18 protein-coding genes, 1 pseudogene and 1 riboswitch are annotated in these 24,835 nt (G+C 69.8%); of the genes and pseudogenes, 11 read left to right on the top strand and 8 right to left on the bottom strand.

The genetic code is table 11. The features are described 5' to 3' along the window. Positions 1 to 140: 140 nt before the first annotated feature. Positions 141 to 1,925, top strand: coding sequence for an MFS transporter (locus tag ACZ7L9_RS13010; protein ID WP_471414928.1), 1,785 nt, complete (start codon positions 141 to 143; stop codon positions 1,923 to 1,925). A gap of 177 nt (positions 1,926 to 2,102) precedes the next feature. After that, positions 2,103 to 4,361, top strand: coding sequence for a M20/M25/M40 family metallo-hydrolase (locus ACZ7L9_RS13005; protein ID WP_471414926.1), 2,259 nt, complete (start codon positions 2,103 to 2,105; stop codon positions 4,359 to 4,361). 68 nt (positions 4,362 to 4,429) lie between these two features. On the opposite strand, the gene glpK is transcribed toward ACZ7L9_RS13005, so the two are convergent. The 3 genes from glpK to ACZ7L9_RS12990 all read right to left on the bottom strand — a co-directional run bounded on the left by glpK (position 4,430) and on the right by ACZ7L9_RS12990 (position 7,450). Then, entirely contained in the window at positions 4,430 to 5,947 is a 1,518-nt protein-coding gene (glpK, locus tag ACZ7L9_RS13000; protein WP_471414925.1) for a glycerol kinase GlpK, read from the bottom strand. Between the two features lie 47 nt (positions 5,948 to 5,994). Next, complete coding sequence (locus tag ACZ7L9_RS12995) at positions 5,995 to 6,840, bottom strand: MIP/aquaporin family protein (protein ID WP_471415194.1); 846 nt, start codon at positions 6,838 to 6,840, stop codon at positions 5,995 to 5,997. Between the two features lie 205 nt (positions 6,841 to 7,045). Beyond that, positions 7,046 to 7,450: an ArsR/SmtB family transcription factor gene (locus ACZ7L9_RS12990; protein WP_471414923.1), complete on the bottom strand. Its 405-nt coding sequence runs from the start codon at positions 7,448 to 7,450 to the stop codon at positions 7,046 to 7,048. Positions 7,451 to 7,553: 103 nt separating this feature from the next. On the opposite strand from ACZ7L9_RS12990, the gene ACZ7L9_RS12985 reads away from it, so the two are divergent. From ACZ7L9_RS12985 to ACZ7L9_RS12975, 3 genes are all read left to right on the top strand, one after another. Further along, positions 7,554 to 9,527, top strand: a complete 1,974-nt coding sequence (locus tag ACZ7L9_RS12985; protein WP_471414921.1) for a heavy metal translocating P-type ATPase — start codon at positions 7,554 to 7,556, stop codon at positions 9,525 to 9,527. 364 nt (positions 9,528 to 9,891) lie between these two features. Further along, positions 9,892 to 10,182 (top strand): hypothetical protein, encoded by a 291-nt coding sequence (locus tag ACZ7L9_RS12980; RefSeq protein ID WP_471414919.1) that lies wholly within the window; start codon positions 9,892 to 9,894, stop codon positions 10,180 to 10,182. Positions 10,183 to 10,284: 102 nt separating this feature from the next. Then, complete coding sequence (locus tag ACZ7L9_RS12975) at positions 10,285 to 10,962, top strand: DUF305 domain-containing protein (protein ID WP_471414917.1); 678 nt, start codon at positions 10,285 to 10,287, stop codon at positions 10,960 to 10,962. 61 nt (positions 10,963 to 11,023) lie between these two features. Here the strand turns inward: ACZ7L9_RS12975 and ACZ7L9_RS12970 are convergent, their stop codons facing one another. Continuing rightward, entirely contained in the window at positions 11,024 to 12,697 is a 1,674-nt protein-coding gene (locus tag ACZ7L9_RS12970; RefSeq protein WP_471414915.1) for an ATP-binding cassette domain-containing protein, read from the bottom strand. Positions 12,698 to 13,423: 726 nt separating this feature from the next. Next, a riboswitch (cyclic di-AMP (ydaO/yuaA leader) is annotated at positions 13,424 to 13,584 on the top strand. A gap of 2 nt (positions 13,585 to 13,586) precedes the next feature. On the opposite strand from ACZ7L9_RS12970, the gene ACZ7L9_RS12965 reads away from it, so the two are divergent. Then, positions 13,587 to 14,348, top strand: a complete 762-nt coding sequence (locus tag ACZ7L9_RS12965; RefSeq protein WP_471414914.1) for a transglycosylase SLT domain-containing protein — start codon at positions 13,587 to 13,589, stop codon at positions 14,346 to 14,348. A 320-nt stretch (positions 14,349 to 14,668) separates the two neighbouring features. Here ACZ7L9_RS12965 and ACZ7L9_RS12960 read toward each other — a convergent pair whose 3' ends face one another. Next, complete coding sequence (locus ACZ7L9_RS12960) at positions 14,669 to 14,962, bottom strand: hypothetical protein (protein WP_471414912.1); 294 nt, start codon at positions 14,960 to 14,962, stop codon at positions 14,669 to 14,671. A 393-nt stretch (positions 14,963 to 15,355) separates the two neighbouring features. Between ACZ7L9_RS12960 and ACZ7L9_RS12955 the strand changes: the two genes are divergently transcribed. Further along, a complete protein-coding gene (locus tag ACZ7L9_RS12955) occupies positions 15,356 to 16,753 on the top strand; it encodes an APC family permease (protein ID WP_471414910.1) in 1,398 nt (465 codons plus the stop codon). Between the two features lie 140 nt (positions 16,754 to 16,893). Here ACZ7L9_RS12955 and ACZ7L9_RS12950 read toward each other — a convergent pair whose 3' ends face one another. Next, positions 16,894 to 17,784 carry an alkaline phosphatase family protein gene (locus ACZ7L9_RS12950; RefSeq protein WP_471414908.1) on the bottom strand — a complete coding sequence of 297 codons (891 nt, stop codon included), beginning with the start codon at positions 17,782 to 17,784 and terminating at the stop codon, positions 16,894 to 16,896. Between the two features lie 277 nt (positions 17,785 to 18,061). On the opposite strand from ACZ7L9_RS12950, the gene ACZ7L9_RS12945 reads away from it, so the two are divergent. The 4 genes from ACZ7L9_RS12945 (at position 18,062) to ACZ7L9_RS12930 (ending at position 22,393) form a co-directional block, all read left to right on the top strand. After that, positions 18,062 to 19,141: an NAD(+)/NADH kinase gene (locus tag ACZ7L9_RS12945; protein WP_471414906.1), complete on the top strand. Its 1,080-nt coding sequence runs from the start codon at positions 18,062 to 18,064 to the stop codon at positions 19,139 to 19,141. A 289-nt stretch (positions 19,142 to 19,430) separates the two neighbouring features. Then, positions 19,431 to 20,303, top strand: a complete 873-nt coding sequence (locus ACZ7L9_RS12940; protein WP_471414905.1) for an EamA family transporter — start codon at positions 19,431 to 19,433, stop codon at positions 20,301 to 20,303. 189 nt (positions 20,304 to 20,492) lie between these two features. Then, the gene (gene bla / locus ACZ7L9_RS12935; protein ID WP_471415192.1) at positions 20,493 to 21,404 is read left to right on the top strand and encodes a class A beta-lactamase; all 912 of its coding nucleotides are present in this window, start codon (positions 20,493 to 20,495) and stop codon (positions 21,402 to 21,404) included. A 128-nt stretch (positions 21,405 to 21,532) separates the two neighbouring features. Continuing rightward, positions 21,533 to 22,393, top strand: a complete 861-nt coding sequence (locus tag ACZ7L9_RS12930) for a Gfo/Idh/MocA family protein (protein ID WP_471414903.1) — start codon at positions 21,533 to 21,535, stop codon at positions 22,391 to 22,393. 297 nt (positions 22,394 to 22,690) lie between these two features. Here the strand turns inward: ACZ7L9_RS12930 and ACZ7L9_RS12925 are convergent, their stop codons facing one another. Continuing rightward, complete coding sequence (locus ACZ7L9_RS12925) at positions 22,691 to 23,968, bottom strand: cytochrome P450 (RefSeq protein ID WP_471414902.1); 1,278 nt, start codon at positions 23,966 to 23,968, stop codon at positions 22,691 to 22,693. Positions 23,969 to 24,384: 416 nt separating this feature from the next. Then, positions 24,385 to 24,826, bottom strand: a pseudogene (locus ACZ7L9_RS12920) (FAD-dependent oxidoreductase); the annotation flags it as partial. Between the last annotated feature and the right edge of the window lie 9 nt (positions 24,827 to 24,835).

Here is a 24,835-nt window from a genome sequence, read left to right as displayed (position 1 = left end):
TTCCGGCCAAGACCGAAACGGGCGCCGGACAGTGGCGTGGTGGCAACGGGGGGTGCATGCCTAAGGTCTGAGTGTGCGCATCGGGGCAGACCGGTCGAGCCACTGAAAGGCTCGACGACGCATCCCACAGGGGGGAAGCAGTGCCGCCTGCCAAGCCCGTCCTGGCACGGCTCCTCCGCAGGGCTCCCATACTTCACCTGGACGTCGCCCGCCGGGGCCGGGTGCGACGTCCGGGACCCGAACTCGAGGAGCACGGCCCCACCGGATCGGTGAAGGACCGCAGCGCCGTGGGGCTGTTGCAGGCGCTGCACGACGAACGGCCGCTCACCCCGGACACGGTGATGGTGGCACCCACCTCCGGCAATCTCGGCCCGGCCCCGGCCCGTCTGCTGCCCTCCATCGACCGTGCCCTCCTCGCGGTGGTCGATCTCAAGACCCCGCACGCCACCCGCGCCATGCCCCCCGAGCCCGGCGCCCGCGTGACCGTCGTCGACGAACCGGACGGCTACCTGCTGGAACGACCGCGCGGACGACCGGCTCGCGGTCTGCCTGGCCGCCGACGGCGGCGAATACCGCGACACCCGCTACTGCGACGACTGGGCGACCGGGCGGGGCGTCGTCAAGGAGATCGCCGCTGCCGTGGAACCACCGCGCCGCGGAAGCCTCTTCTTCGACCGAAAGCATCAGGAGCACTGCCCATGGGTACGAGCACCACCCTCGACCGGCGGCGGACGAGAACCGACCACCGGCAGTTCCTGCCGCTGGTCCAGGGCGCCACGCTGATCGAGTGGACCGGCACGGGACTGTTCCTCGCCGTCTCCACCATCTACTTCGTCAAGGTCGCCCACCTCAGCACCTCGTCCGTCGGCACCGGCCTGACGATCGGCGGAGCCGTCGCCCTCGCCGCCGCCGTGCCCCTCGCCCGGCTGGCCGGACGCTTCGGGCCGAAGCCCGTCCTGATCGGTGTGATGCTGCTGCGTGCGCTGGCCACCGCCGGCTATCTCTGGGTGGACGGCTGGTGGAGCTTTCTCGTCGTGGTCGCCGTCATCGCGGTCACCGAGCAGTCCTCGCCCGCACTCGTGCAGTCGTACGTCGGTGCGCGAACCCCCGAGAGCCTGCGCGCGAAGGTGATGGCCGTCCAGCGCACCGTCGTCAACCTCGGCATCAGTCTGGGCGGGCTGATCGCCGGAGTCGCCCTGGGCTCCGGCGCGCCCGGAGCCTTCCGGCCGCTGCTGATCGGCGGCGCACTCGCCTACGTGGCGGTGGCCGTGGTGTACGCCACCGCGCAGGGCGAGGGAGCGGCGACCGCTGTCGAGAGCGCCCGCGTCGGGGATCTGCTCAAGGACCGCCGGCTCCTGGGCTTCACCGCGTACAACGCACTGGTGTCGCTCTGGATGCCGGTGCTCAACGTGGCCTTCCCGCTGTGGCTCGTCACCGAGACGGACGTACCGGAGCGCTACGTCGGCATCCTGTACGCCGTCAACACCGTGCTGTGCATCGCTCTTCAGTACCCGCTCAACCGCTGCTACAGCACAACGCGCCGCGCGTGGTACTCGTACGCGACCGCGGCACTGCTGCTCAGCCTCGGCGCCCTGGCCTTCGCCGCCGCGCCCGGCTTCGGAGCGCGGGAAGCGCTACTGGTGCTCGGCGCCGCCGTCGTCCTTCTGACGTTCGCCGAACTGCTCCAGGTCGGCGCCTCGTGGACCCTCTCCTTCGACTTGGCGCCGGAGCGGTCACGCAGCGCCTACCTGGTGCTGTTCAACACCAGCCGCACCGTCGCCAACCGGGTCGCGGGCCCGGTGCTGATGACCGGCGTCGTCCTCGCCCTCGGGACGGCCGGTTGGACAGCCCTCGCCTGCGTCCTGCTGCTCGGCGCCCTCGTCCCCTTCGCGATGCTGCGCGGACCGGGCGGCACCGGCGACTGAACCAACCAGGACCCCACCCGGCACCGCCACCGACCCGCACATCAAGGAGCTTCGCCCGCCATGGACTTCGAGCATTGCCCCGGCGGGCCGGCGCGTGCCACCGCGCCACGTCCTCGGCGCACCCACCGTGACCCAGACCGCCGCACCGTGCAGCGGGACCCAGCAGGAGGAGCAGGCATGAACGTCCCATGGTTGAGCGTGCCGGACCCGGACCCGCAGGCCGGCACCCTCGCCGTGTGCTTCGCGCCCACCGGCGCGCACGGTTCGGCATTCGCGAACTGGCGGGGCCTGCTGCCCGAGGACATCGCCCTCGCGCTGATCACACCGCCCGGTCGGGGCACCCGCGTCGGCGAGGAGCCCGTCACCGACCTGGCCGCCTACGCGGACGCCGTGGCGGCCGAGGTGCGCGCACTGCGGGGCGGGCGGCGACTGGTGCTGATCGGCGTCGGCGTCGGCGCGCTGCTCGCGTACGAGACGTCCTGCCGGCTGCTCGACGCGGGGGTGCCGGTCGCGCGGCTCTGCGCCGTGGCCGGGCAGTGTCCCGGTGACTTCCACGGCGATGGGGGCGCTGTGACCGTCGAGGACGCACGTGCCTTCGTCACCGGGACCGGACCGACCGGTCCGGAGCTGCCGGCGGACCCTGAGTTCGAGGATGTGCTGCTGCCCCCCGTCATCGCCGATCTGCGGATGGCCGCGGGATACGACGGCAGCCACACCCCCGTACCGCACGTCGAATTGCGCGCGGTGTGGGCGACCGACGACCCGCACGTGCCAGAAGTGACCGTGCGCTGCTGGGCCGAGTGGACCCGTGCCGAGTGCACGACGCTGTCCGTCGAGGGCGGTCACCACGCCCACCGGGAGAACCCGGCAGCGGTCGTCTCCGCCTGCCTGGACGGCTTCCCCCGAGTCCGGCCGTCACGCCGCTCCGTGCTCGGCGCCGGGGCGACGGCCGTCGCGGGCACGGCGCTCGGCCTCGGCGCGATGGCATCGGCAACACCAACGGCATCGGCCGCACCCGCTGCGGGCGGCGTCACCTTCCACGGAGATCCCACCGACCCCGTGGTCCTCGCCGTGGCCATGATCCGCCAGAACACCAGCAACCCCGGCGACGGCGCGCTGACCCGGCCGCTCGCCCGGATGCTCCAGGGCGTCTTCCGCGCGGCCGGGGTCGGCACCGAGATCGTGCCCACCCCCAAGAACGGCAACGTCCACTTCTTCGCCCGCGTCCCCGGCAGCGGACCGGCCCGCAAGAAACCGCTGATCCTGCTCGGCCACTCCGACGTCGTCCCCGCCATCGGAGACAGATGGACGACGGACCCCTTCGCCGGCGACATCAAGGACGGCAAGCTGTACGGCCGCGGCTCGCTCGACATGAAGGGCGTCAACGCCGCCTTCGCCGCCGCCCTGCTGCGCCACGTCCGCGAGGGCACGGCCTTCGACCGCGACATCGTGTTCTGGTCCGACTGCGACGAGGAACAAGGACCTTACGGGGTGCGCTGGTTCCTCACCGAACACCCCGGAAAGGTCGAGGCGGGCGCGGTCCTCACCGAGGGCGGCTGGGTGCTCAACCAGCGCGACGGCAGGACGCCCATGATCGCCTCGCTCACCTGCAACGACAAGCGTTCCCTGCTGCTGCGCCTGGAGACCTCCTCGTATGCCACCCACACGTCCAAGCCGTTCACCGGGCAGGCCGTGATCCGGCTGGGCGAGGTGCTGGAGCAGCTCGGGGACTGGCGCGCCCACACCCGTCCCAACGCGCTGTCCCGGCGGTACTTCGCCGAACTCGCCGAGGCCACAACCGACCGGCCGCTCGCCGAGGCCGTGCGCTCGATGCTCGACGCCCGTACGGAGCAGCAGCGGGACAGGGCCGGCGAAGCGGTGGTCCGGCTCAGCGAGACCCCGGAGCTGCACAACGCGATGCTGCGTACCACGCTCGCCTTCACCTCGGCGCAATCCGGCTACTACCCGAGCATCGTGCCGGGCACGGCGACCGCGGAGTTCCGCGCCGCTTTCCTGCCGGGCGGCGACGACCCGGGCCGTATCGTCGCCGAACTGCGCTCACTGGTCGGCAACCGGGCGACGCTGACCGTGGTCGGGAACACCGGCGAGAGCGAGCAGCAGGCCCTGGACCGGCTGCGCGGCTATCTGGCCACGCCCGACTCCAGCTACGACACGGACGTCTTCCGCGCCTGGCAGACGGCCGTACGCCGGACACACCCCGGAGTACGGGCCACCGCCTGTCAGTTCGAGGCCGTCACCAGCGCGGTGCCGTTCCGGGAGCAGAACATACCCGTCTACGGCATGTACCCGTTCACTGTGAACCGGGACATGCTCAAGCGCATGCACGGCACCGACGAACACATCGGCGTGGACGCGCTGCGGCAGGGCACCGAGACCGTCTACCAGCTACTGGCCGGACTGCGCGCCGGGGCCTGACCCGCCGGACGCCGTACGGGCCGGACCCGCCGGGCACGCCCGTACGGCGCGCTCGACGGACCCCGACGTCATTCCACCCGCACCCAGTCCAGGGTGCGCTCGACCGCCCGCTTCCAATCGGCGTATCCCGCGGCGCGCCGCTCCTCGCTCCACTGCGGCTGCCAGCGCTTCGACTCCTGCCAGTGCTCCCGCAACTCGCCCCGGTCGCGCCAGAATCCCGTGGCGAGACCCGCCGCGTACGCGGCGCCCAGCGCGGTGGTCTCGGCGACGACGGGGCGGCTGACGGGCACTCCGAGGACATCGGCCTGGATCTGCATGCACAGGTCGTTGGCCGTGACCCCGCCGTCGACCTTGAGTACATCAAGATGGACGCCGGAGTCCTGTTCCATCGCGTCCACCACATCCCGGCTCTGGTAACAGATGGCCTCCAGAGTGGCCCGCGCCAGATGGGCGTTGGTGTTGTAGCGGGCCAGGCCGACGATGGCTCCGCGGGCGTCCGAGCGCCAGTACGGGGCGAAGAGGCCCGAGAACGCCGGCACGAAGTACATCCCGCCGTTGTCCTCGACGGTCCGGGCGAGCCATTCGCTCTCGGCGGCCTCGGTGATGATCTTCATCTGGTCCCGGAGCCACTGCACGGCGGACCCGGTGACCGCGATGGAGCCCTCCAGGGCGTAGACCGCCGGACTCTTCCCGAACCGGTAGGCGACGGTGGTGAGCAGGCCGTGCTGCGACCGGATCAGCTTCGTACCGGTGTTGAGTACGAGGAAGTTGCCGGTGCCGTACGTGTTCTTCGCCTCGCCCGGCTCGAAGCACACCTGCCCCACGGTGGCCGCCTGCTGGTCGCCGAGCACCCCGGTGACCGGGATCGCGGCCCGCAGGGGCCGGGACGTGCGTGTGCGGCCGTACGCCTCGGGGTCGGAGGACGGGTTGATGACCGGCAGCATCGCCCTCGGAATGCCGAAGATGTCCAGCAGTTCGTCGTCCCAGTCGAGTGTTTCCAGGTTCATCAGCATCGTCCGGCTGGCATTGGTCACGTCGGTGGCGTGGATGCCGCCGTCGGGGCCGCCGGTGAGATTCCACAGCACCCAGCAGTCGGTGTTCCCGAACACCGCGTGGCCCCGCTCCGCGGCCGCGCGGACCCCCTCGACGTGATCGAGGATCCACTTGATCTTCCCGCCGGAGAAGTAGGTGGCCGGCGGCAGCCCCGACTTGCGCCGGATGACCTCGCCGTGCCCCTCGTCCTCCAGGGCCCGGGCGATCGAGTCGGTACGGGTGTCCTGCCACACGATGGCGTTGTAGTACGGACGGCCGGTGCGGGGATCCCAGACGACCGTGGTCTCACGCTGGTTGGTGATCCCGATGGCGTCGAGATCGGTGGCGCCGAGACCTCCGGTGCGCAGAGCGTTCTGCATGACCGAGTTGGTACGCTCCCAGATCTCCACCGGGTCGTGTTCCACCCAGCCCGGCCGGGGCAGAATCTGCTGGTGCTCCAACTGGTGCTTGGCCACTTCGTTTCCGTCGTGGTCGAAGACCATGAAGCGGCTGCTGGTGGTGCCTTGATCCACCGCGCCGATGAAGTCCGCCATGGCATGCCGCCTTTCCGCGGTCCGTCCTCGATGAATGAACCGGGCGGTCAATTCTCCGGGGGCAGGGGGAGGGTGCCCTCCGGCTCCGCTTCCGCGGCGGGCAGGAAGCGGCCGATGAAGGTCTGATAGAGGAACGCGCCGACCGGGCCGCCCACGAGCGGGCCCACGATCGGCACCCAGTAGTAGAGATTGCCGTACTGGTCCCGCCACGCCCCTCCGTAGCCGGTGAGGAAACTCGCGAGCCGGGGCCCGAGGTCACGAGCCGGATTGATGGCGTAGCCGGCGTTGGTCCCGAACGCCATACCGATGGCCACGATGATGAGACCCACTATGAACGGGCTGAGGTTGGCGCCCGGTGGCGTATTGAGAAGATCCGTGACCGCGAAGATCAGCAGCATGAGAATAGCGGTGCCGATGACCTGGTCCCGCAGTGCGCCCCACTCGTGGACAGGAAGTGCGGGGTTCCCATTGGCGGGCAGCGTGGAGAAGACGAATTGCGTCTTGATGGTGTGCCCGGGATCCGCCTTGGCCAGGGCCTCGGCGTAGTTCCAACGCACCAGCAATGCACCGATGAACGCCCCGACGAACTGCGCGACGGTGTAGGGAGCCACCTTCTTCCAGGGGAAATCCTTGAAAGCGGCGAGCGAGAGGGTCACCGCGGGATTGAGGTGGGCTCCGCTCAGTCTGCCCGCCACATAGATACCCAGAGTGACTCCGAGCCCCCATGCCCAGGCGATGCTGTCGTGATTCCCTAGGCCCCCCGGCGGTTCGGTGAGTGCTCCGCCCGCCACGACCTGGGCCACCACACCACAGCCGAACAGGATGAGAATCATCGTGCCGAGGAATTCCGCCGAGAGTTCCCCGACCAGTCCCGACGCCTTGAGCCGCTCCATGGGCATCTCGCTTCCTGATCGGGTGCACGACCGTCGGCGGCATGGATCCAGAAGTGAGCGTAGACGCAGAGAATCGCTCCCGCATTCGGTGGCGCGTGCCCGGGCGACGGCCCCCGGCACACCCCGTGAAGGGGCGTGACCGGCGCCCGGTTCAGTACACGTCGACGTTGTCGGCCCTGCACCCCGGACGGCACATCGCCTGGCTTCAGTGGATGGCGGCGACCACCGCGTCACCGGCTCCCACCGCTTCCTCCGCGGGGGTGTCGTGCAGGCCGAGGCGCAGGTGTTCGATGTGGAACAGGGCCTGGTCGAGGAGTTCGGCGACGTGGTTGTCGTACAGCGCGTAGATCACCGAGCGGCCCCGGCGCTCGCCGGTGACCAGGCCGAGGTTGCGCAGCAGCCGCAGCTGATGGGAGCAGGCGGACTGTTCCATGCCGACCGCGTCGGCGAGCTCCGTCGCCGGGCACGGCCCCTCCTGGAGGCGGGCCAGGATACGGAGCCGGGACGGGGTGGCGAGAGCCTGCAGGGTGGCCGCCACATCGGCGGCCCCCACGGCGTCGAGGCGCTCGCGCGCGGTGGCAGCAGTGTTCGCGTCAGCTCCGTGGCCCATGCTCTACATCCTACGGAGATGAACACATGAATGTGTGTTCATGTGATCCTGTATGGTGCGGGGGTCGAAGTACTCCGCCTTCTCGTGTGAAGGATCACCGCCCATGTCTTTCACCGTCACCCGGACGGCTTCGCCGGTCGACCCGGTCCGGGACGCGGTCGTCACCGGACGGCGCACCCGGATCCTGGCTCTTCCGGAGGCCCGTTGGGCCGCGGCTGCCCTGGGGCTGTTCCTGTCGGCGCTGTGCCTGCACCTGCTCGGCGCCCCGTGGTGGGCGTGGGGCCCGCTGTATGCGCTGACGTACCTCGCGGGCGGCTGGGAGCCCGGGTGGGAGGGCCTGAAGGCCCTCAAGGACCGGACATTGGACGTGGATCTGCTGATGGTCGTCGCCGCCCTCGGGGCGGCGGCGATCGGGCAGGTGCTGGACGGTGCCCTGCTGATCGTCATCTTCGCCACGTCGGGCGCCCTGGAAGCGTTCGCGACCGCACGGACCGCCGACTCGGTGCGGGGCCTGCTCGACCTCGCACCCGCCACGGCGGCCCGCCTCGGCGACGGCGGTGTCGAAGAGACCGTGCCCACCGCGCAGTTGAGGGTCGGGGACGTGATCCTGGTGCGTCCCGGTGAGCGCGTCGGCGCCGACGGCCGGGTCCTCGACGGGGCCAGTGAGGTCGACCAGGCGACCATCACCGGCGAGCCGCTGCCGGTGACCAAGGAGCAGGACGACGAGGTCTTCGCCGGGACGTTGAACGGCACCGGGGCGCTACGGGTCGCGGTGGAGCGTGACCCGTCCGATTCGGTGATCGCCCGGATTGTCGCCCTGGTCGAGGAGGCGTCCGGGACGAAGGCCCCCACCCAGCTGTTCATCGAGAAGGTCGAACAGCGGTACTCCATCGGCATGGTGGCGGCCACCCTCGCCCTGTTCACCCTGCCCCTCGCCTTCGGTGCGGACCTGCAGCCGACACTGCTCCGGGCGATGACCTTCATGATCGTGGCGTCTCCGTGCGCCGTGGTCCTGGCCACCATGCCGCCGCTGCTGTCCGCGATCGCCAACGCCGGACGGCACGGAGTGCTGATCAAGTCCGCCGTCGTGATGGAGCGCCTCGGACAGATCGACGCCGTGGCCCTCGACAAGACCGGCACCCTGACCGAAGGCACCCCACGCGTCACCGACATCCGCCCCCTGGCCGGCCCCGGCCTGACCGCGGACACTCTGCTCACCCTCGCGGCGGCGGCCGAGCATCCCAGCGAGCACCCCCTCGCGCGGGCCGTCACCGACGCGGCCCGGAGTCGCGGTCTCGCCCTGCCCGCCGTGAAGGACTTCGTCTCCACCCCCGGCACCGGCGTCGCGGCGACGGTGGACGGCCGCGCCGTCGCCGTGGGCAGCCCCGCCCGTCTGCTGAACGGCCGCCCCCACGAAGGGGCCGCCGAACTCAGCGCACATCTGGAGGAAGACGGCCGTACCGCCGTACTGGTCGTCCTCGACGGCGCGCCCGTCGGCGCTCTGGGTATCGCCGACCGGCTGCGCATCGAAGCCCGGGACACCGTCACCCGCCTCACCGCTCTCACCGGGAGCACACCGGTGCTGGTCACCGGCGACAATCCGCGCGCCGCCGCTCGCCTGGGCACCGAGGCCGGGATCGGCGACGTCCGGGCCGGTCTGCTGCCACAGGACAAGGTGCGCGAGGTCAAGGAGATGGAGGGCGCCGGACGGAAGGTCCTCGTGGTCGGGGACGGGGTCAACGATGCCCCGGCACTGGCCGCCGCCCACACCGGCATCGCCATGGGCAGAGCCGGCTCCGACCTCGCCCTGGAGACCGCCGACGCCGTCGTCGTCCGCGACGAACTCGCCACCATCCCGACTGCCGTGGCGCTCTCGCGCCGGTGCCGCCGCCTCGTGGCGCAGAACCTGGTGATCGCGGCCGTCTTCATCACCGGCCTCGTCATCTGGGACCTGACCGGCACGCTGCCGCTGCCCCTGGGCGTCGCCGGGCACGAGGGCTCCACTGTCATCGTCGGCCTCAACGGACTGCGCCTGCTGCGCGACGCCGCCTGGACGCGCGCCCGCAACGCCGGGTGAGCCATCGCGCATCGGATGCCCCGGCCCGGCTGTCTTCGTCCGCGCCCCGCACGAGCAGGTCGTCCTACCGCAGTCCGTACGGATGCAGACGCTTTCGTGGGCACGGCGGCCGAGCACGTCGTCCCGGCGGCACGGGGGTGCGACGGCACGTCGTGCGACAGGACGGGGGGAACCCGGTGGGGGTATCGTCGGGCCGGTACCGCAGGACTCGTACGACCGGGAATTCGAGGCAGCCGTGGATCGCAGCAGGACGCGCGCACCGGGAATGTCCCGGTTGCTCGTGCTGTGTGCCGTGCTGTGCGGGCTGTTCCTCATGCACGGGGCCCCGGCGAGTGCTGCCGGGGGCTGTCACGGTGGCATGGCCGTGACCTCGGAATCGCCCATGTCCATGGCGACCGGTGCCGGGCATACGGCCGTACCGGAAGAACATGGCATCCTCCGGGCGGACGCCGCCGCGACCGGGATGAACGGCGAGTCGTGCGTATCGACCCACGTCCGCGACCGGTTGCTGCCACTCTTCATGGCGCTGGGTCTCGTGACCCTGGCCGTGTGGGTGCTCGGGCGGTTGCGTCCGGCGGTGCGAGGACCGGCACGGCGGGGGCCGCCGTTCGTCGGCAGAGAGCTACTGCTCCAGGTGTGTGTGGCGCGGACGTGACGGGTGTCCGCCGGTTCCCTGCCCTACGGCCGGACCGGCTCGAGGATCCTGCCCGTTTCGCGCGCCACCGGTGTGGCGCGATCCACCTGGAAAGAACGTGTGATGTCCGTTTTCCTGTCTTCCGCTGCCCCCCGCCGCACGCTCGCGGCCGTCGGCACCGTCGCCGCACTCGCCCTGACGCTGGCGGCCTGCGGCTCCTCCGAAGGCTCCGGCTCCGACGGCTCGTCCATGCCCGGCATGGACCACGGCTCCGCCGGTGCCTCCGCGCCGGCCATCCCCGTCGGTGCGTTCAACGACGCGGACGTGAAGTTCGCGCAGCAGATGATCCCGCACCACCAGCAGGCCGTCGAAATGGCGAAGCTGGCCGACGGCCGCGCCGCCGACCCCGAGATCAAGGAACTGGCCGCCGCGATCGAGAAGGCCCAGGACCCCGAGATCAACACCATGAAGGACTGGCTGACTTCCTGGGGCAAGCCGCTGCCCGAGTCCTCGGCCACGATGGGTGACATGCCCGGCATGGACCATGGCTCGGACGGCGGTTCGGGGTTGCCCGGGATGATGTCCGACAAGGACATGAGCGACCTCGAAGGTGTCCGGGGCAAGGGCTTCGACAAGAAGTTCGCCCAGCTCATGATCGGCCACCATCAGGGTGCGGTCACCATGGCCGAGGACGAGCAGAAGAACGGCAGCAACGCCGACGCGAAGAAGCTCGCCGGCGCCGTCATCACCGCCCAGACCGCCGAGATCACGAAGATGAACAAGATCATCGCCAGGCTCTGACCCGTGGCACGGGTGCGGGCCTCCGTCCTGCTGAAGGCCCGCACCCCCTCCCGTGCTCCTCTTACGCCTCCGCTCGCTCCGTTTCCGGTGCTGCGAGCAGTTCACGCACCTCCTCCGCGGTGGTGTCCTGGAGCTCCTCCCCGAGGAGCAGCCAGCGGGTGATGCCGACCGATTCCAGGAACGGCAGGTCGTGGCCGGCGACCAGCAGCGCACCCTCGTACGACTGGAGTGCGCTGGTCAGCTGTCGCACACCGGCGATGTCGAGGTTGTTGGTCGGCTCGTCCAGCATCAGCAACTGCGGGGCCGGTGCGGCGAGCATCGTCGCGGCGAGCGCGGCACGCAAGCGCTCTCCACCCGAGAGGGTGCCAGCCGGTTGTTCCGCGCGCTTCCCCTGGAACAGGAAGCGCGCGAGCTGGGAGCGGATGTGATTGTCGGTGACCCCGGGAGCCATGCGGGCCACGTTCGCCGCAACGCTCAGCTCCTCGTCCAGCACATCGAGCCGCTGGGGAAGGAACTGCAGCGGTACGAACGTCCTGGCCTCGCCGGACAGCGGAGCCAGCTCGCCGGTGAGGGTGCGCAACAGCGAGGTCTTGCCGGCCCCGTTGCGCCCGACGAGTGCGATGCGTTCGGGCCCGTGCACATGGAGGTTGCCCTGGCGCAGCCTGCCGAACCGGGGGCGCAGTTCGTGCAGGCTCAGCACGGTGCGGCCGGTGGGAACGGCGGTGCGGGGAAGACTCACGCGGATCTCGGCGTCGTCACGTACCGCGTCCGCGGCCTCCTCGCGGCGTTCGCGCGCCTCGCTGAGCCGCTCCTCGTGGACGCCGCGAAGCTTGCCCCCGGACTCCTGCGCGGACCGCTTCCGACGGCCGGCGAGGATCTTCGGGAGGCCTCCGTCGGCCTCCGCCTTCCTGCCTTGGCGCTGGCGGCGGGCCAGCTTCACCTGGGTCTCCTCCAGTTCGCGTTTCTGCCGGCGCACGTCGGCCTCTGCGGCCTTCAACATCCGTCCGGCGGCCTCCTGTTCGGTGGCCAGTGCCTCCTGGTAGGCCGACCAGCCACCGCCGTACCAGCTCACGGATCCGGCGCGCAGTTCGGCGATGCGGTCCACGCGTTCGAGCAGTTCGAGGTCGTGGCTGACCACGACCAGTACTCCGGAGCGCCAGTTGTCGACGGCGTCGTAGAGCCTGCGGCGCGCGAACACATCGAGGTTGTTGGTCGGTTCGTCCAGCAGGAGGACGTCGGGCCGTTCCAGCAGCAGGGCGGCCAGGCGCAACAGGACGGTCTCCCCGCCGGACATCTGGCCCACGGTGCGGTCCAGTTCCAGGTATCCGAGCCCGAGCGACCCCAGTGTCGCGAGGGCCTGTTCCTCCACGTCCCAGTCGTCGCCGATCGTCTCGAAATGCTTCTCGTCCACATCTCCGGCCTCGATGGCGCGCAGCGCGTCGCGCCGCCCGGCGATGCCCAGGGCCTCGTCCACCCGCACTGTCGTATCGAGGGTGATGTTCTGAGGAAGGTAGGCGAGGTTGCCGCCGACGGTCACCGAGCCGTGGGAGGGGCGCAGCCGGCCGGCCAGCAGGCGCAGCAGTGTGGACTTGCCCGCGCCGTTGTTGCCGACGAGGCCGGTTCGGCCCCGGCCGATGCTGAGCGAGAGCCCGTCGAGGACGGTAGTGCCGTCCGGCCACTGGAAGGACAGGGCGGAGCAGGTGAGGGAGGCGCTGGGGGTGGTGGGTGTCGCCATGGTGATCCTCGCAGTCGTGAGCGCGGTGAAGGGGGCTTCGTATGCGAGCACCACGCAGCGACCGAAACGGGAACAGGTACGGCGGTCCGAAAGATCGAGGGACGGCTCATGCACCGAGGTCGCATCCACGCGGGGTCACGGGCAGGGGGAAACACTGCTACTGCGTGACGGGCGTACGACCGGAGCCGTACGGCGCGATGATCGCGAACCTCAGATGCGCAACGTCCACCTCTATCGGAGACAACAGGACAGCTTGAAACCTTAGCGATCCGGCGGGCGGAAGGCAACGCCTCGGTTGCGTGCGGGGGAGTGGCACCAGTGAACGGGCGGCCGCTCCTGCCGGGCGTGGTCGGCCCGACGGCGGCGCACCGGAGCGAGAACATGCGAAGAGTCAGTCAAATGTCCAATATGTGCAATTTTGTTGGACATGAGCCCTTGGGTAACAAAGGGGCATTTAGGGGAGTTGCGGTCTCTGGGTGTTGCCCGAAATGCCCCTTTCTGAAGCTGCGTGGTGTGAGTCACGTTCAGGCCTCGCCGTGTCGTGGAGTGCCACCCGGTTCCCTTCTGTGCAAGGGAATTTGACATGGCTATGTGAGGTGGCTTACTTCCCGTTCAGTGATTCGATCTTGCAAATGAATTGTGATCAAAAATTAGAGGCTTGTTCCCTTCGGCATTTCTCGCCTACGGTCACCCTCAATCCGGACGGAACGCCGAATCCTGCCACCGTCCGAAAAACCGACCCACTCACGTACGGCAGGAGCGGGGGACCCAGGTAAGCCGCCGAACCGGTATCCGGAACGGCTCGGGGTGAAGTCGCAATTGCATGCGGCCAGACATCTCCAGTCTGAACCCGACAGCTCACCTCGTAGGCGACGGAGAGGAATTCGCCATGCCCGCTACGGGTAAGTATCGTCGTCGCAAGCCCACTTCGCTGACCCGCAGTTTCATCGCCGCGACCACGGGCGGAGCCGCCCTCGTGCTGCCGCTGGTCTGCGCCGGCTTCGCCTCGGCCGCGCCGGCCCAGGCCGCCACCGCCGAAAAGGCCACGGCGTCGGCCGCCACCAAAGAAATCTCCGTACAGAAGGCCGCGCCCACCGTCTATTCCGTGATCGCGGGTGACACCCTTTCCAAGATCGCGAAGCAGCATTCCGTCAGCGGTGGCTGGCAGAAGGTGTACGAGGAAAATCGAGAGACCGTCGGTGACAACCCCGCCCTGATTCACGCGGGCATGAAGCTGACCATCGGCGCCAAGGCCGGGGCCAGCGCTTCCACTGGCGTATCCGCCGTGAACAACGTCGCCGTTGCGGCCGCCGCCGCCCCCGCCAAGTACACCAACAATCTGGACGGCTGGATCAAGGAGTCGCTGGCCGTTATGGCTCAGAACGGCATCCCCGGCAGCTACGACGGCATCCACCGCAACATCATGCGCGAGTCCTCCGGCAACCCCCGGGCCATCAACAACTGGGACTCGAACGCCGCCGCCGGAATACCGTCCAAGGGTCTCCTGCAGATCATCGACCCGACGTTCCGTGCCTACCACGTGCCCGGTACGTCGATGGACAGCTACGACCCGGTCGCCAACATCACCGCAGCGTGCAACTACGCGGCCCACAAGTACGGCTCGATCGACAACGTCTTCGGTGCCTACTGACACACACTGTCACCGAACGGCGGTTCAGGGCCGACGGGTTCACGGGTTCACGCGGGGTCGAGCAGACCCCTTGTGAAGGACCGCACCCGCCGGTCAGGGACCGCCGTTCGGTCGCTGCTGGACAAGAACGGAGAGCCGGAAGAGCAGGGACTCCAGTTCCTCTCCGCCGCCGCGAGCAGGGCGTCGTCCAACGCCGACGTGTGCTGCGCGCAGTCCCCCGCGCTGCCGGCGCCTCGACGGCACGCACCAGCCGGGCTCCGCTGTGATGCGAGAAAGCCGCCGTACGGAACGACGCGATCTGCCCCGGCCGACGGTGAGCGCTACTCCGGCTTCTGGGGTGGTGGCCTGGGAACCGTGGCCGCTGCTCCTTGACGGACGGACTTCACCACGGCGTCGTGAAGGCGTCGACTGTCGTCCTCGGAGCAGCAGCGCACGGGGCTGCCCGACATGGTGAACCAGTCGATCGCACCCGTGTACTGCACAGTCACCTGGGCCGTGTCATCGGCCCAGGTCGTGTGAACCGTCAGGTCTCCGGACAGGACGCCGACCTCGTCCGTCAGCACGCCACCATGCCCGGAGAACACACCGCGAGTCGTCCATGACGCCCAAGCCATGAGACCAGGCTGGCACCAAGTCCGTGGACGCGCACCCGCAGCCGGAGCGTGGGGACTCGCCGCCCGAGCGACGCGCACGCTCAGCCGTCCGCCCTCCGCGGTGCCCCGGGACGCCCGCACCCTTCCGGAATCTGGAACGGGCGAAACTTTCCACCGGATCCCGCTGCGGTTCCCGTATCCGCCGATCCTCAACGGAATGACGCACTTTTAACACCAAACCGTTGGACCAGTTTGCCGAAACAACGAATTCCGTAGGTGAATAGCTCTTGACCTGCGGAACTCGTCAGGATTGCATGTCGTCGCCGGGAGCGACGAAACCACTCACCACGTCCTCGTCTGGAGGCGATACCGCTCCCGCGCTCAGTCACCGCACCTGTTGATCGGAATCGCACGATGACCGAAACGCTCAGCGCTCCCCAGGCGCTGGCCCCCGCGACCGGCCCCACCCCGCAGAAGCTCAAGCGTTCCATCGGTGTCGTGGGCGGAACACTGCTCACGCTCTCCTGCGTGACGCCCGCTTCGACACTCTTCGTGGTCGTACCGGACCTGTTCTCCAGCCTCGGCACGTACACCGCCCTGACCATCGGCATCGGCTCGCTGCTCTGTATCGCAGTCGCCTTCTGTTACTCGGAACTGGGCACCCTCATCCCGAGTGCGGGCGGTGAGTACGCCATGGTGTCGACCATGGCGGGACGGCTGGCCGGTTGGCTCGTCTTCGTGCTCTCTCTGCTGGTCGTGATGATCGTGCCCCCGGTCATCGCCATGGGCACGGCCGACTACCTCGCTCCCGTGGTGCACATACCGGCCCCCCTCGCGGGCGCCGGAGTCATGGTGCTCGCCACCCTCGCAGGTCTCCTGGACCTGCGCGCCAACGCGTGGATCACCGGAATCTTCCTCGTCCTGGAAGTGATCGCGGCCGGCGTCGTCGCCGTTCTCGGCTTCGCGCACTCCGAGCGCGGAGCCTCCGCGCTGGTGCACGGTTCGGTCGCCTCGTCGGGCGGGACGAGCTCCACGGTCACCGCGATGATGGTGGTCTCCGGGCTGGCGATCGCGCTCTTCATCACCCAGGGCTTCTCCACGGCCGTCTACCTCTCGGAGGAGCTGGAGAATCCCCGACGCAACGTGGCCCGTACCGTCCTTGCCACGCTTGCCATCTCCACCGCGGTCATCCTCGTCCCGGTCATCGCCATCACGCTCGGCGCCCCGGACCTCGCGGACCTGACCTCGGGCGACCTCAACACCATGGTCGCCGCCTGGTCCAACTCGGCTGTCGGCACGTTCGTGAGCCTCTGCGTCGCCCTCGCGATCATCAACGCGGGCATCGTGATGGTCATCCAGAACTCACGGGTCCTGTTCGCCTCCGCCCGCGACAAGGCATGGCCCGAGCCGGTCAACAACGCCCTTTCCCGGCTCGGCCGGTTCGGCTCCCCGTGGGTCGCGACCCTGATCGTCGGCGTCCCCGGCGCGGCACTCTGCTTCGTCAACCTGGACACCCTCTACGGCGTCACCGGCGTCTCCGTCACCGGCATGTACCTGCTGGTCGCGGTCGCCGCCCTGCTCTGCCGCCGCGGGGCGCACCGCGAGGCGCCGGCCTGGCGCATGCCGCTGTGGCCGGCGATCCCTGTGCTGCTCATCGCCGTGCTCGCCTACATCCTGACCCAGCAGGAGACCGAGTACCTGCTGTGGACCGGTGGAATCACCGCGGTCGCCACGCTTTACTGGGCGCTGTATCTGCGGCCCCGCCAGGAGACCCGCTGGCTGGTCAGCATTCCGGAGGACGTGCGGCCCTGACCGGACGACCGGGGCCCGCGACCACCGTCCTGCACTCCGGTCCGCCCGGCCCCGCCGTCACCCCCGCTCTGCCGTCACCTCATGACGGGCGTCGGGGGTGGCGGCGTCGGCGCGGCCGGAATCCGCGGGACACCCGGGTGTCACTTCCAGATGCCGGTGATGTCGGACGCCGAGGCCGCGTTGCCTGCGTGCGTCGTCAGACCGGCCAGGTCCTCCAGGGTGCGGAGCACGTCGTAGTGGTCGTAGGCGTCGCCGTTGGAGCTGCCGGGGATGACGTGCTCGCCGTAGAGGACGGTGGGTATGCGGTTGCCCGACCACTTGCTTCCCTCGTCGAACGTGACGACCAGGAGGCTGTTGTGGGTCCTGGCCCAGTCGGCATAAGCACCCAGCTTGTTCTTGATCCAGGTGTCACCGGTGGAGACCGGGCACGTGTGCATGTCGTCGCACAGGTTCGGCACGACGAACGAGACCTTCGGCAGTTTGGTGAAGTCGGCCGGGAACTGCGCCATGGTCTTCGCGGTGCTGGTCGGCACATTGGAGAAACCGAACCAGGGGTTGTGCCGCTGCGTGTAGTCGCCGCCGCCGCAGACCGTCGAACCCTGGCGGGGCAGCGACTCGTTGAAGCTGGCCCAGGTCTTCCCGGTTGCGATCAACTCGGCGGCGAGATTGGGCGCGGACAAGGAACCGACGCCCGTACAACTGTCCGTGGTGCGGCCCTGGTCGGAGCCTGAGAACAGCATGTAGTAGTTCGGCTCGCTGGGGTGCGTGAGTCCGAAGGACCGGGTGAGGTCGGCGCCGCCCGCCTTGAGGGTGTTGTTGATGTACGGGGCGTCCGAGCTGCCGATCACCTGGTTGTAGCCGTGGTTCTCCATCACCACGACCACCACGTGATCCGGGGCCGGGAGACCGGCGGCCGGCGCGAGGGAACCGGTGGTGGCCCAGAGGCCGATCGAGGCGGCGGCGAGAGCCAGGGCCCCGGCCGACGCGCTGAGAGGACGCCGCTTGTGCCGGGACGCCTCGACCTCGGTCATGACGCGTTCCTCCGGACGGATGTGACGGGCACACGGTGCCGCGCTCCCGGAAGCCACCGGGCGGCACCGGCCGCGTCCCGTGCATGAAGAGCGGACGAACCCTTCCCCACCAGTCTGCCGCGCCCGCTCCGCATCACGCCGCGCCCCGTAGCGCCCGATCGCCTGACCGCGGACGGCCCGGCGGCCCGGTGATCGAGCGGGCGCACCCGTGGGCCATCAAGGTGGAGTCAGGACATGGTCACTGCCACCACACAGGAACACGGGGAGTCGGAGCGAGATGAGTGTCGAGCGGGTCGGAATCGTCGTCCACCAGGGACATCCCGAGGCTGTCGTCGCGGCGCGGGTGGTACGCGACTGGTGCGCGGGCGAGGACATTCCGTGCACGGACATCGACGTGTGGCGCGACGACGCACGTCGGCGCGGCGGACGGGAGGAGGCCCATGTCGCCGGCAACCCCGACCTCATCGTGACACTCGGCGGCGACGGGACCTTTCTGCGCGGCGCCAGGATCGCGGCCAAGAACCACGGCGCCGTCCTCGGGATCGACCTGGGCCGGGTCGGCTTCCTGACCGAGGTGCCGGTCGAGGACGTGGTCCGGGCACTCGATGCCGTCCACCGCGGGCGGGCGGACGTCGAGGAGCGCATGACGCTGACGATGAGGACCTCCCGGGTGCTGAAGGTTCCCAAGGACATCGATGCCTTGATGGGCTATGGACGACGCCCGATGCTGCCGCCTCCCCAGGTCGACCGGGAGGCCGAGGCCGGGGGGGAGGGCTGGGGAGTGGCGTTGGACGTCACGGCCCTCAACGACGTCGTCGTCGAGAAACTCGCACGCGACCGGCAGGTGAGTCTCGGCGTGTACATCGGCGGCCGGCTCCTCGCCTCGTACTCGGCCGACGCCGTCATCATGGCCACCCCCACGGGGTCGACCGCCTACAGCTTCGCCGCGGGCGGTCCGGTTGTCTCACCGCGCATGGATGCCATCCTCTTCACGCCCGTCGCGCCGCACATGACCTTCGATCGCACCGTGGTCGTCGCGCCGGACGAACCGGTCGCGGTGCGGGTCCTGCCCCATTCGGGGCAGGGCGCGGTCACGATCGACGGGCAGCTGCGCGGCGTGCTGGACGCCGGGGACTGGCTCGGGGTGTACGCGGCCCCGCGCCGTCTGCGCGTCATCAGGTTCGGTCCGCACGATTTCTACGGGCGGCTGCGCACACGGCTCCGCCTCACGGACGCCCCGGCCACGGCCGCCGACGGGGAGAGCGCACCCCTCATCCGCCACGACGGCCCCGTGCCGCACGACCTGGCCCACCTGCATCTCTCCCCGGATTACCGGGACGCGGCCACCGATCGCTGACCGTGCGAGGGGTCGCGCTGGTGACCGCGGGGGTGGAGTACGACGTGCTCGGCATCGGGTACGTCGACATCGGCCTTGGGGACCAACGGGACAGCCAGTAACGCTAAGCACTTGATCTTGGGCGTTTAACACGGGTGATCGGTGCCGTGCGGGGGTTCGGCGGAAGGTCCGGCAGGTCTCGGAGGTCCGTACGATCGCCGAGAAGCGGCGGTGTTCACGGGTGAGCGGGCAGCTCGTACGGTTCTGAGGCGTGCGCCCGTTCCACCGCCGCCTACGGAAAGGCCATGCTGTGCCGGTTGTCCTCGTGCTGCTGCTCGCCGGGACCTGGCTGCTCTCCGGCGCCCTGGTCACCGGGACCGATCCGCTGATCGTCGCCGTGGGCCGCACCGCGGTGTGCTGCGCCGTACTCACCGCAGTCGCCGCCTCCAGCGCGGGCGGCAGGGCCGAACTGCGCCGGGCCGCCGCCCGGCCGGGCAACGTATGGCTGCTGGGCCTGCTCGGTTTCGCCGGATACGCGGCCGGTACCCTGCTCGCCATCCCGCGCATCGGCACCTCGCTCACCAATCTCGTCGTCGCGCTGATGCCGTGTGCCTCGGTTGCCGTGGGTGCGTTGTTCTTCGGCGAGCGGTCCGGGCCGCGCAAGGCGGTGGGGGCGGCGCTGGCCTGCGCGGCGGCGGCCGGATACGCGGGGCTCGGCGCGGACGCGGGCGACGTGGACGGGGTGGGGCTGCTGCTGGTGGCGGCCGCGACCGTGGCCTTCGCGGTGTACGGGTTCCTGTACCGGGAACGGTTGTCGGGGCTGCCACCTCTCGCCGTTCTGCCGGTGCTGCTCGCCGCGGCCACCTGTCTGCTGCTCCCGATGGCCTTGCCCGCGCTGATCGTCCACCCTCCGACACTCGCCGCGACCGGTGGCATCGTGGCGCTGGGCGCGGCTGTGTACGCGCCCGCCTACCTCGTACAACACCGGCTCATCCTGCTGCGGGGGCCGGTCTTCACCGCCGCTGTGCAGCTGGCCGTTCCCTTCACGGTGCGCCTCGGCGACTGGGCACTGGGCACCGCGCCCGCCCCCTCGGTCACCGAACTCCTGCTCCTCGCGTTGTGCTGCGCGGGCATCGCCCTCGTCACCGTCCAGCCGCACGGCAGACTCGCCACGGTCAGGTGAGTGCGGGAGCAAGGCAGGCACAACGACGTGCTACGCCCGGGCGTGCGCCGAGGTGATGAACCGGCGCGCACCGCCCTTCGCCTGCAACCGGTGGGATGCCGGAAACGTCGTGTGCAAGAAGTGCGACCGCACGAGAAGACAGGTTGTACAAGTGTGAGAAGACGGACTGCACGCGAGGGAAGGCGGGAGATCTTGAAATCGAGCAGGGGCGCGTCACGCCGTGCGGTGCTCGCCGGCGGTCTGGGGGTGGCGCTGGCCACTGGCTCCATGACAGCGGCCGCGTACGCCGCCGGCCCGGGAAGCGGGGCGGCGCGGAAGCTGCACGACCTGGAACGGGAACATGCCGCGCGGCTGGGGGTGTTCGGGTGGAACACGGTGACGGGCAGGGCCGTCCTCCACCGGGGGGATGAGCGCTTCCCCATGTGTTCGGCGTTCAAGACGCCGGCCGTCGGGGCCGTCCTGAGGGACCTCGACCATGACGGGGCGTTCCTTTCGAAGGTCATTCACTACACGGAGCAGGACATCAAGAGGTCGGGAGGCGCGCCCGTGACCGGTCTGCCCGAGAACCTCGCGCACGGGATGACGGTCGAGGATCTGTGCGGCGCGGCCATCTCGCACAGCGACAACACCGCTGCGAACCTCCTGCTGGAGGAGCTCGGCGGACCGACGTCCGTCACTCGCTTCTGCCGGTCCATCGGGGACGCAGTGACCCGGCTCGACCGCTGGGAGCCTGAGCTGAACTCGGCGGAACCAGGGCGTCCGACCGACACCACCAGTCCCCGGGCCATTGGCCGGACCTACGCGCGGCTCGCACTCGGGAACGCCCTGGCGGCGGGGGACCGGAAGCGGCTGACCGGGTGGCTGCTGGCCAACACGACCGGCGACAACCGCCTGCGCGCCGGCCTTCCCGAGGACTGGACCGTCGGCGACAAGACCGGCACCGGCCGCTACGGGACCACGAACGACGTGGGCATCGCCTGGCCGTCCCACCGGGGGCCGGTCGTGATGGCTGTCCTGTCCACTCGGCACGAGGAGGACGCCGAGGCGGACGACCACCTGATCGCCGAGGCAGCCACCATCCTGGCGGCGGCCCTCACCTGACGCCGGCGACCGAACCCACCACCTACGCACGTGATGGGGCGTGGCGACCACAGCAGGGGCTCGCCCGCCCCGTGACCTGGGGGGAGTGCAGTCAGCGATCCGTGTCACCGTGAAGGTAGCCTCTCCCGATGCGTATCGGGATCACTGGCACCGAGAACACCCATGTCGACCACATCGTCGGCCACCTCAACGTCCACGAGGCGGCCGGCGACGCCCGCGTCGTGGCTCTCAGCGGTGGGCAAAACCGGCGTAACGACATGCTGGCAACCACCCCGGGGGTGGAGAGGATTGTCGACGAACCCACCGCCCTGCTCGGACTGGTGGACGCCGTCATCGTCGCGGACCGGCACGGTGCGCACCACCGCGACCTGGCCGTCCCCTTCCTGACCGAGGGGCTTCCCGTGTTCGTGGACAAGCCGCTGGCCTGCACCGTCGAGGATGCCCGGGCCATGACGGACACCGCGCTCGCCCATGACGCGCCGCTCACGTCGTCCTCGGCACTCCGCTGGATTCCCGACGCCGACGCACTGGTGGCCCGGTCCGCGAGGGCCGGCAGGCCGCACGCGGTCGTCATGTCCGGGCCGGCCGATCCCGACAGCGAGTACGGCGGGATCTTCTTCTACGGCATCCACCCGGTGGACCTCGCTCTCCGGCTCGCCCCCGGCGAGATCTCCGACGTACGCACCGACGCCACCGACACCACGGTCACCGCGTCGTTCACCGCGGGCGGCACCCGTGTCGTCGTGAACTTCGTCAAGCCGAACGACAGGGACCAGATCCCCTTCCACGGAATGACGTTCACTCAGGACACCATGGTCCAGCAGACGCTCACCCTCGGCGCGCGGTACTGCGTACCGGGCCTCGAGGCGTTCCTGGAGATGGTTCGTACCGGCAGGCCACCGATCGGCTACGGGGACTTGCTGCGCCCCATCGAGGTTCTGGAGTCCGTCGCCGCCGCCGTGCGTTCACCGGCGGCCGACCTTCGTTGAGGCCACGGGGGCCGGCCCCCGCCATCCAGCCGGGCAGGTGAGGACGAACGGGCCGCCGGGACAGTGGCGGAGCGGCTGCTCCACCTGATCCCCACTGCCTGGGCGCCTGGCCGGCCCGGCTCGAACTCCAGCTGTCCCTGCACCGGCTCGCCGGCCGCTTCCCCGGCATCCGCCTGGCACGCCCCGCCGACGAAGTCGAATGGCGAAGCGGCACCACATCCCGCAGCGGATCACCGTCACCTGGTAGGACGGGGACCGGCGGACCGGTCCATGGGGACGCGAGGTCCGTACGCCCGCTCAGTGCAAGTGCACCGGCAGCGATTCGACGCCGTACACGATCGACAGCTTCCGGAAGGCCAGTTCCTCGGGCGGGACGGCGAGGCGCATCCGGGGAAACCGCCGGGCCAGGGCGGGATAGGCGGAGCGCAGTTCCATGCGTGCCAGTTCGGCGCCGATGCAGCGGTGGATGCCGTGACCGAAGGCGAGATGACCCGAGGGATTGCGGTGCGGGTCGAAGCGTCCGCCGTCGCTCACGTACGACGTGTCGCGATTGGCGCTGCTCAGTGAGCAGAGCACCATGTCGCCGCGGGGGATGACCATCCCCGCTATCTCTATGTCCTGACGGGCGAACCGGGGAAAGGCGAGCTGCACCGCGGAGAGGTAGCGCAGCACCTCTTCGACGAGCGGTGCGGCGGCCGCGTCGTCCGTCCGTATTCGCTCGAAGACGTCGGCGTTCTGGAGCAGCACGAGGGAGCCGAGGGCGATCGTGCTGGCGGTCGTCTCGAAGCCGCCGGTCAGCACTCCGTCGGCGAGGCCCGCGAGTTCCTCGTCATCGACGCTGTCGCCGTGCTCCTTCACGATCATGCCGAGCAGCCCGTCGCCCGGTGCTTCGCGCTGCATCCTGACCACGTTCCTGAAGTACGCCAGGGACTCCGACATGGCGCCGAAGGGCGCGGTCGTGCCACCGAAGAGGTCGAAGCGGTCCATGGCCAACTGCTGGAAGTCGTGGCGGTCCTCGTAGGGCACGCCGAGCAGCTCACAGATCGTGAGGGAGGGTATCGGAAGCGAGAACTCCTTCACGAGATCGACCGGGCCCCGACAGGCTTCCATCGCGCCCAGGCGTTCCTCGACGATGGCATCGATCCGGGGCGTGAGACGACGCAGCCGCCGCATCGTGAACTCCGGTGTCAGGATGCGGCGCAGTCGGGTGTGCACGGGAGGGTCGCTGAACCCGAGCCCGCCGGGGCTCTGTTCCGCTGCCACTCCGGCGTTCGTCGCGAGATGGGCGAAGTCGGTGCTGAAACCGTCGGCCGATCCGAGCACGGCCTTCGACTCCTCGTAGCCGGTGACCACCCACACATCCATTCCGAACGGCAGCGACACCTTGGACACCGGCGCGGTCGCCTGGAGCCCGGCCAGCTTGTCCACCGGGTCCAGGCCGTCCCTGCGCAGCAGCATCAGCAGGTCCTCGGGCAGCAGCCGGATCGTGGAGGAGCCGATTCCGTACTTCTGGATCCTGGACAGGTAAGTGCGCCCAAGCCGGGCGGTGATACGAGAACGGAACTTCGTCCCCAACGTGTTCTCCATGGGTCGTCGCGCGGTCCGCACACACACGGTGCGGAGATGAGAGGCGGTGCAGCAGGCTCGGAAGTGGACATGGCGGGCGCCGGCACGGCTTGCGCCGAGAGACGTCGTATCTCAGGGCAGAAACCGGAAGAGCGCTGGTAGCACACGGTAGCGTGAGCGGCCGGGACGGGGGGCGGCTGGCGCACACGCCATGAGCAGGGCGGACACAGCGTCAGCAGTCGTGGGAACGACTCGCTGTGATCGAGCGTCAGTGGGCTGAGCTGGGCCGTGGTCTCTGTCGTCCGACCGGGCAACGAGCCGTCCGTGAGAGTGGCCGAGCGTCTCGGTTTCTCGCCGCGACGCCAGGACACGGTCAAGGGCAATCCGGTCACGGTATACGCGCTGGACCGCCCGCCGGGCCCGTCCGGCAGGGCCGCGCGCGTGGTCGGCGATGTCCGAGCCGGCCAGCGCCGCGGGATCCGTGACGAGGACACGCGCGACGTCGAGGGCGACGTTGCCGTTGCCGGTCACGACCACGCGCTCGGCCGACAGATCGATGACGTCCGGCCCGACCTCGGGGTGCGTGTTGTACCAGGACACGAACGTGGTCGCCGAGATGCTGCCCGGCAGGTCCTCGCCCGGGATGCCGAGTCGGCGGTCGGTGGACGCGCCCACGGCGTAGATGACCGCGTCATGATGCGCGGCGAGTTCCTCCGCGGTGATGTCCTTGCCGATCTCGACGCCCGGGTGCATCCGTACCCGGGGATGGGTGTGGAAGCGCGCGAAGGTGTCACCCACCTTCTTGGTCGCGGGGTGGTCGGGCGCCACGCCGTACCGGACGAGTCCGCCGGCCACCGGCAGCCGGTCCGCTTGGCG

It is taken from the genome of Streptomyces sp. NPDC111516, assembly GCF_055635345.1.
This window is presented reverse-complemented; position numbering and strand designations above follow the sequence as displayed.

What these genes read in the sequence shown, in the direction of transcription:
- ACZ7L9_RS13005 (WP_471414926.1), top strand. Translation starts at nt 2,103, where the DNA reads ATGAACGTCCCATGGTTGAGCGTGCCGGACCCGGACCCGCAGGCCGGC.
- glpK (WP_471414925.1), bottom strand. Translation starts at nt 5,947, where the DNA reads ATGGCGGACTTCATCGGCGCGGTGGATCAAGGCACCACCAGCAGCCGC.
- ACZ7L9_RS12995 (WP_471415194.1), bottom strand. Translation starts at nt 6,840, where the DNA reads ATGGAGCGGCTCAAGGCGTCGGGACTGGTCGGGGAACTCTCGGCGGAA.
- ACZ7L9_RS12990 (WP_471414923.1), bottom strand. Translation starts at nt 7,450, where the DNA reads ATGGGCCACGGAGCTGACGCGAACACTGCTGCCACCGCGCGCGAGCGC.
- ACZ7L9_RS12985 (WP_471414921.1), top strand. Translation starts at nt 7,554, where the DNA reads ATGTCTTTCACCGTCACCCGGACGGCTTCGCCGGTCGACCCGGTCCGG.
- ACZ7L9_RS12975 (WP_471414917.1), top strand. Translation starts at nt 10,285, where the DNA reads ATGTCCGTTTTCCTGTCTTCCGCTGCCCCCCGCCGCACGCTCGCGGCC.
- ACZ7L9_RS12970 (WP_471414915.1), bottom strand. Translation starts at nt 12,697, where the DNA reads ATGGCGACACCCACCACCCCCAGCGCCTCCCTCACCTGCTCCGCCCTG.
- ACZ7L9_RS12965 (WP_471414914.1), top strand. Translation starts at nt 13,587, where the DNA reads ATGCCCGCTACGGGTAAGTATCGTCGTCGCAAGCCCACTTCGCTGACC.
- ACZ7L9_RS12960 (WP_471414912.1), bottom strand. Translation starts at nt 14,962, where the DNA reads ATGGCTTGGGCGTCATGGACGACTCGCGGTGTGTTCTCCGGGCATGGT.
- ACZ7L9_RS12955 (WP_471414910.1), top strand. Translation starts at nt 15,356, where the DNA reads ATGACCGAAACGCTCAGCGCTCCCCAGGCGCTGGCCCCCGCGACCGGC.
- ACZ7L9_RS12950 (WP_471414908.1), bottom strand. Translation starts at nt 17,784, where the DNA reads ATGACCGAGGTCGAGGCGTCCCGGCACAAGCGGCGTCCTCTCAGCGCG.
- ACZ7L9_RS12945 (WP_471414906.1), top strand. Translation starts at nt 18,062, where the DNA reads ATGAGTGTCGAGCGGGTCGGAATCGTCGTCCACCAGGGACATCCCGAG.
- ACZ7L9_RS12930 (WP_471414903.1), top strand. Translation starts at nt 21,533, where the DNA reads ATGCGTATCGGGATCACTGGCACCGAGAACACCCATGTCGACCACATC.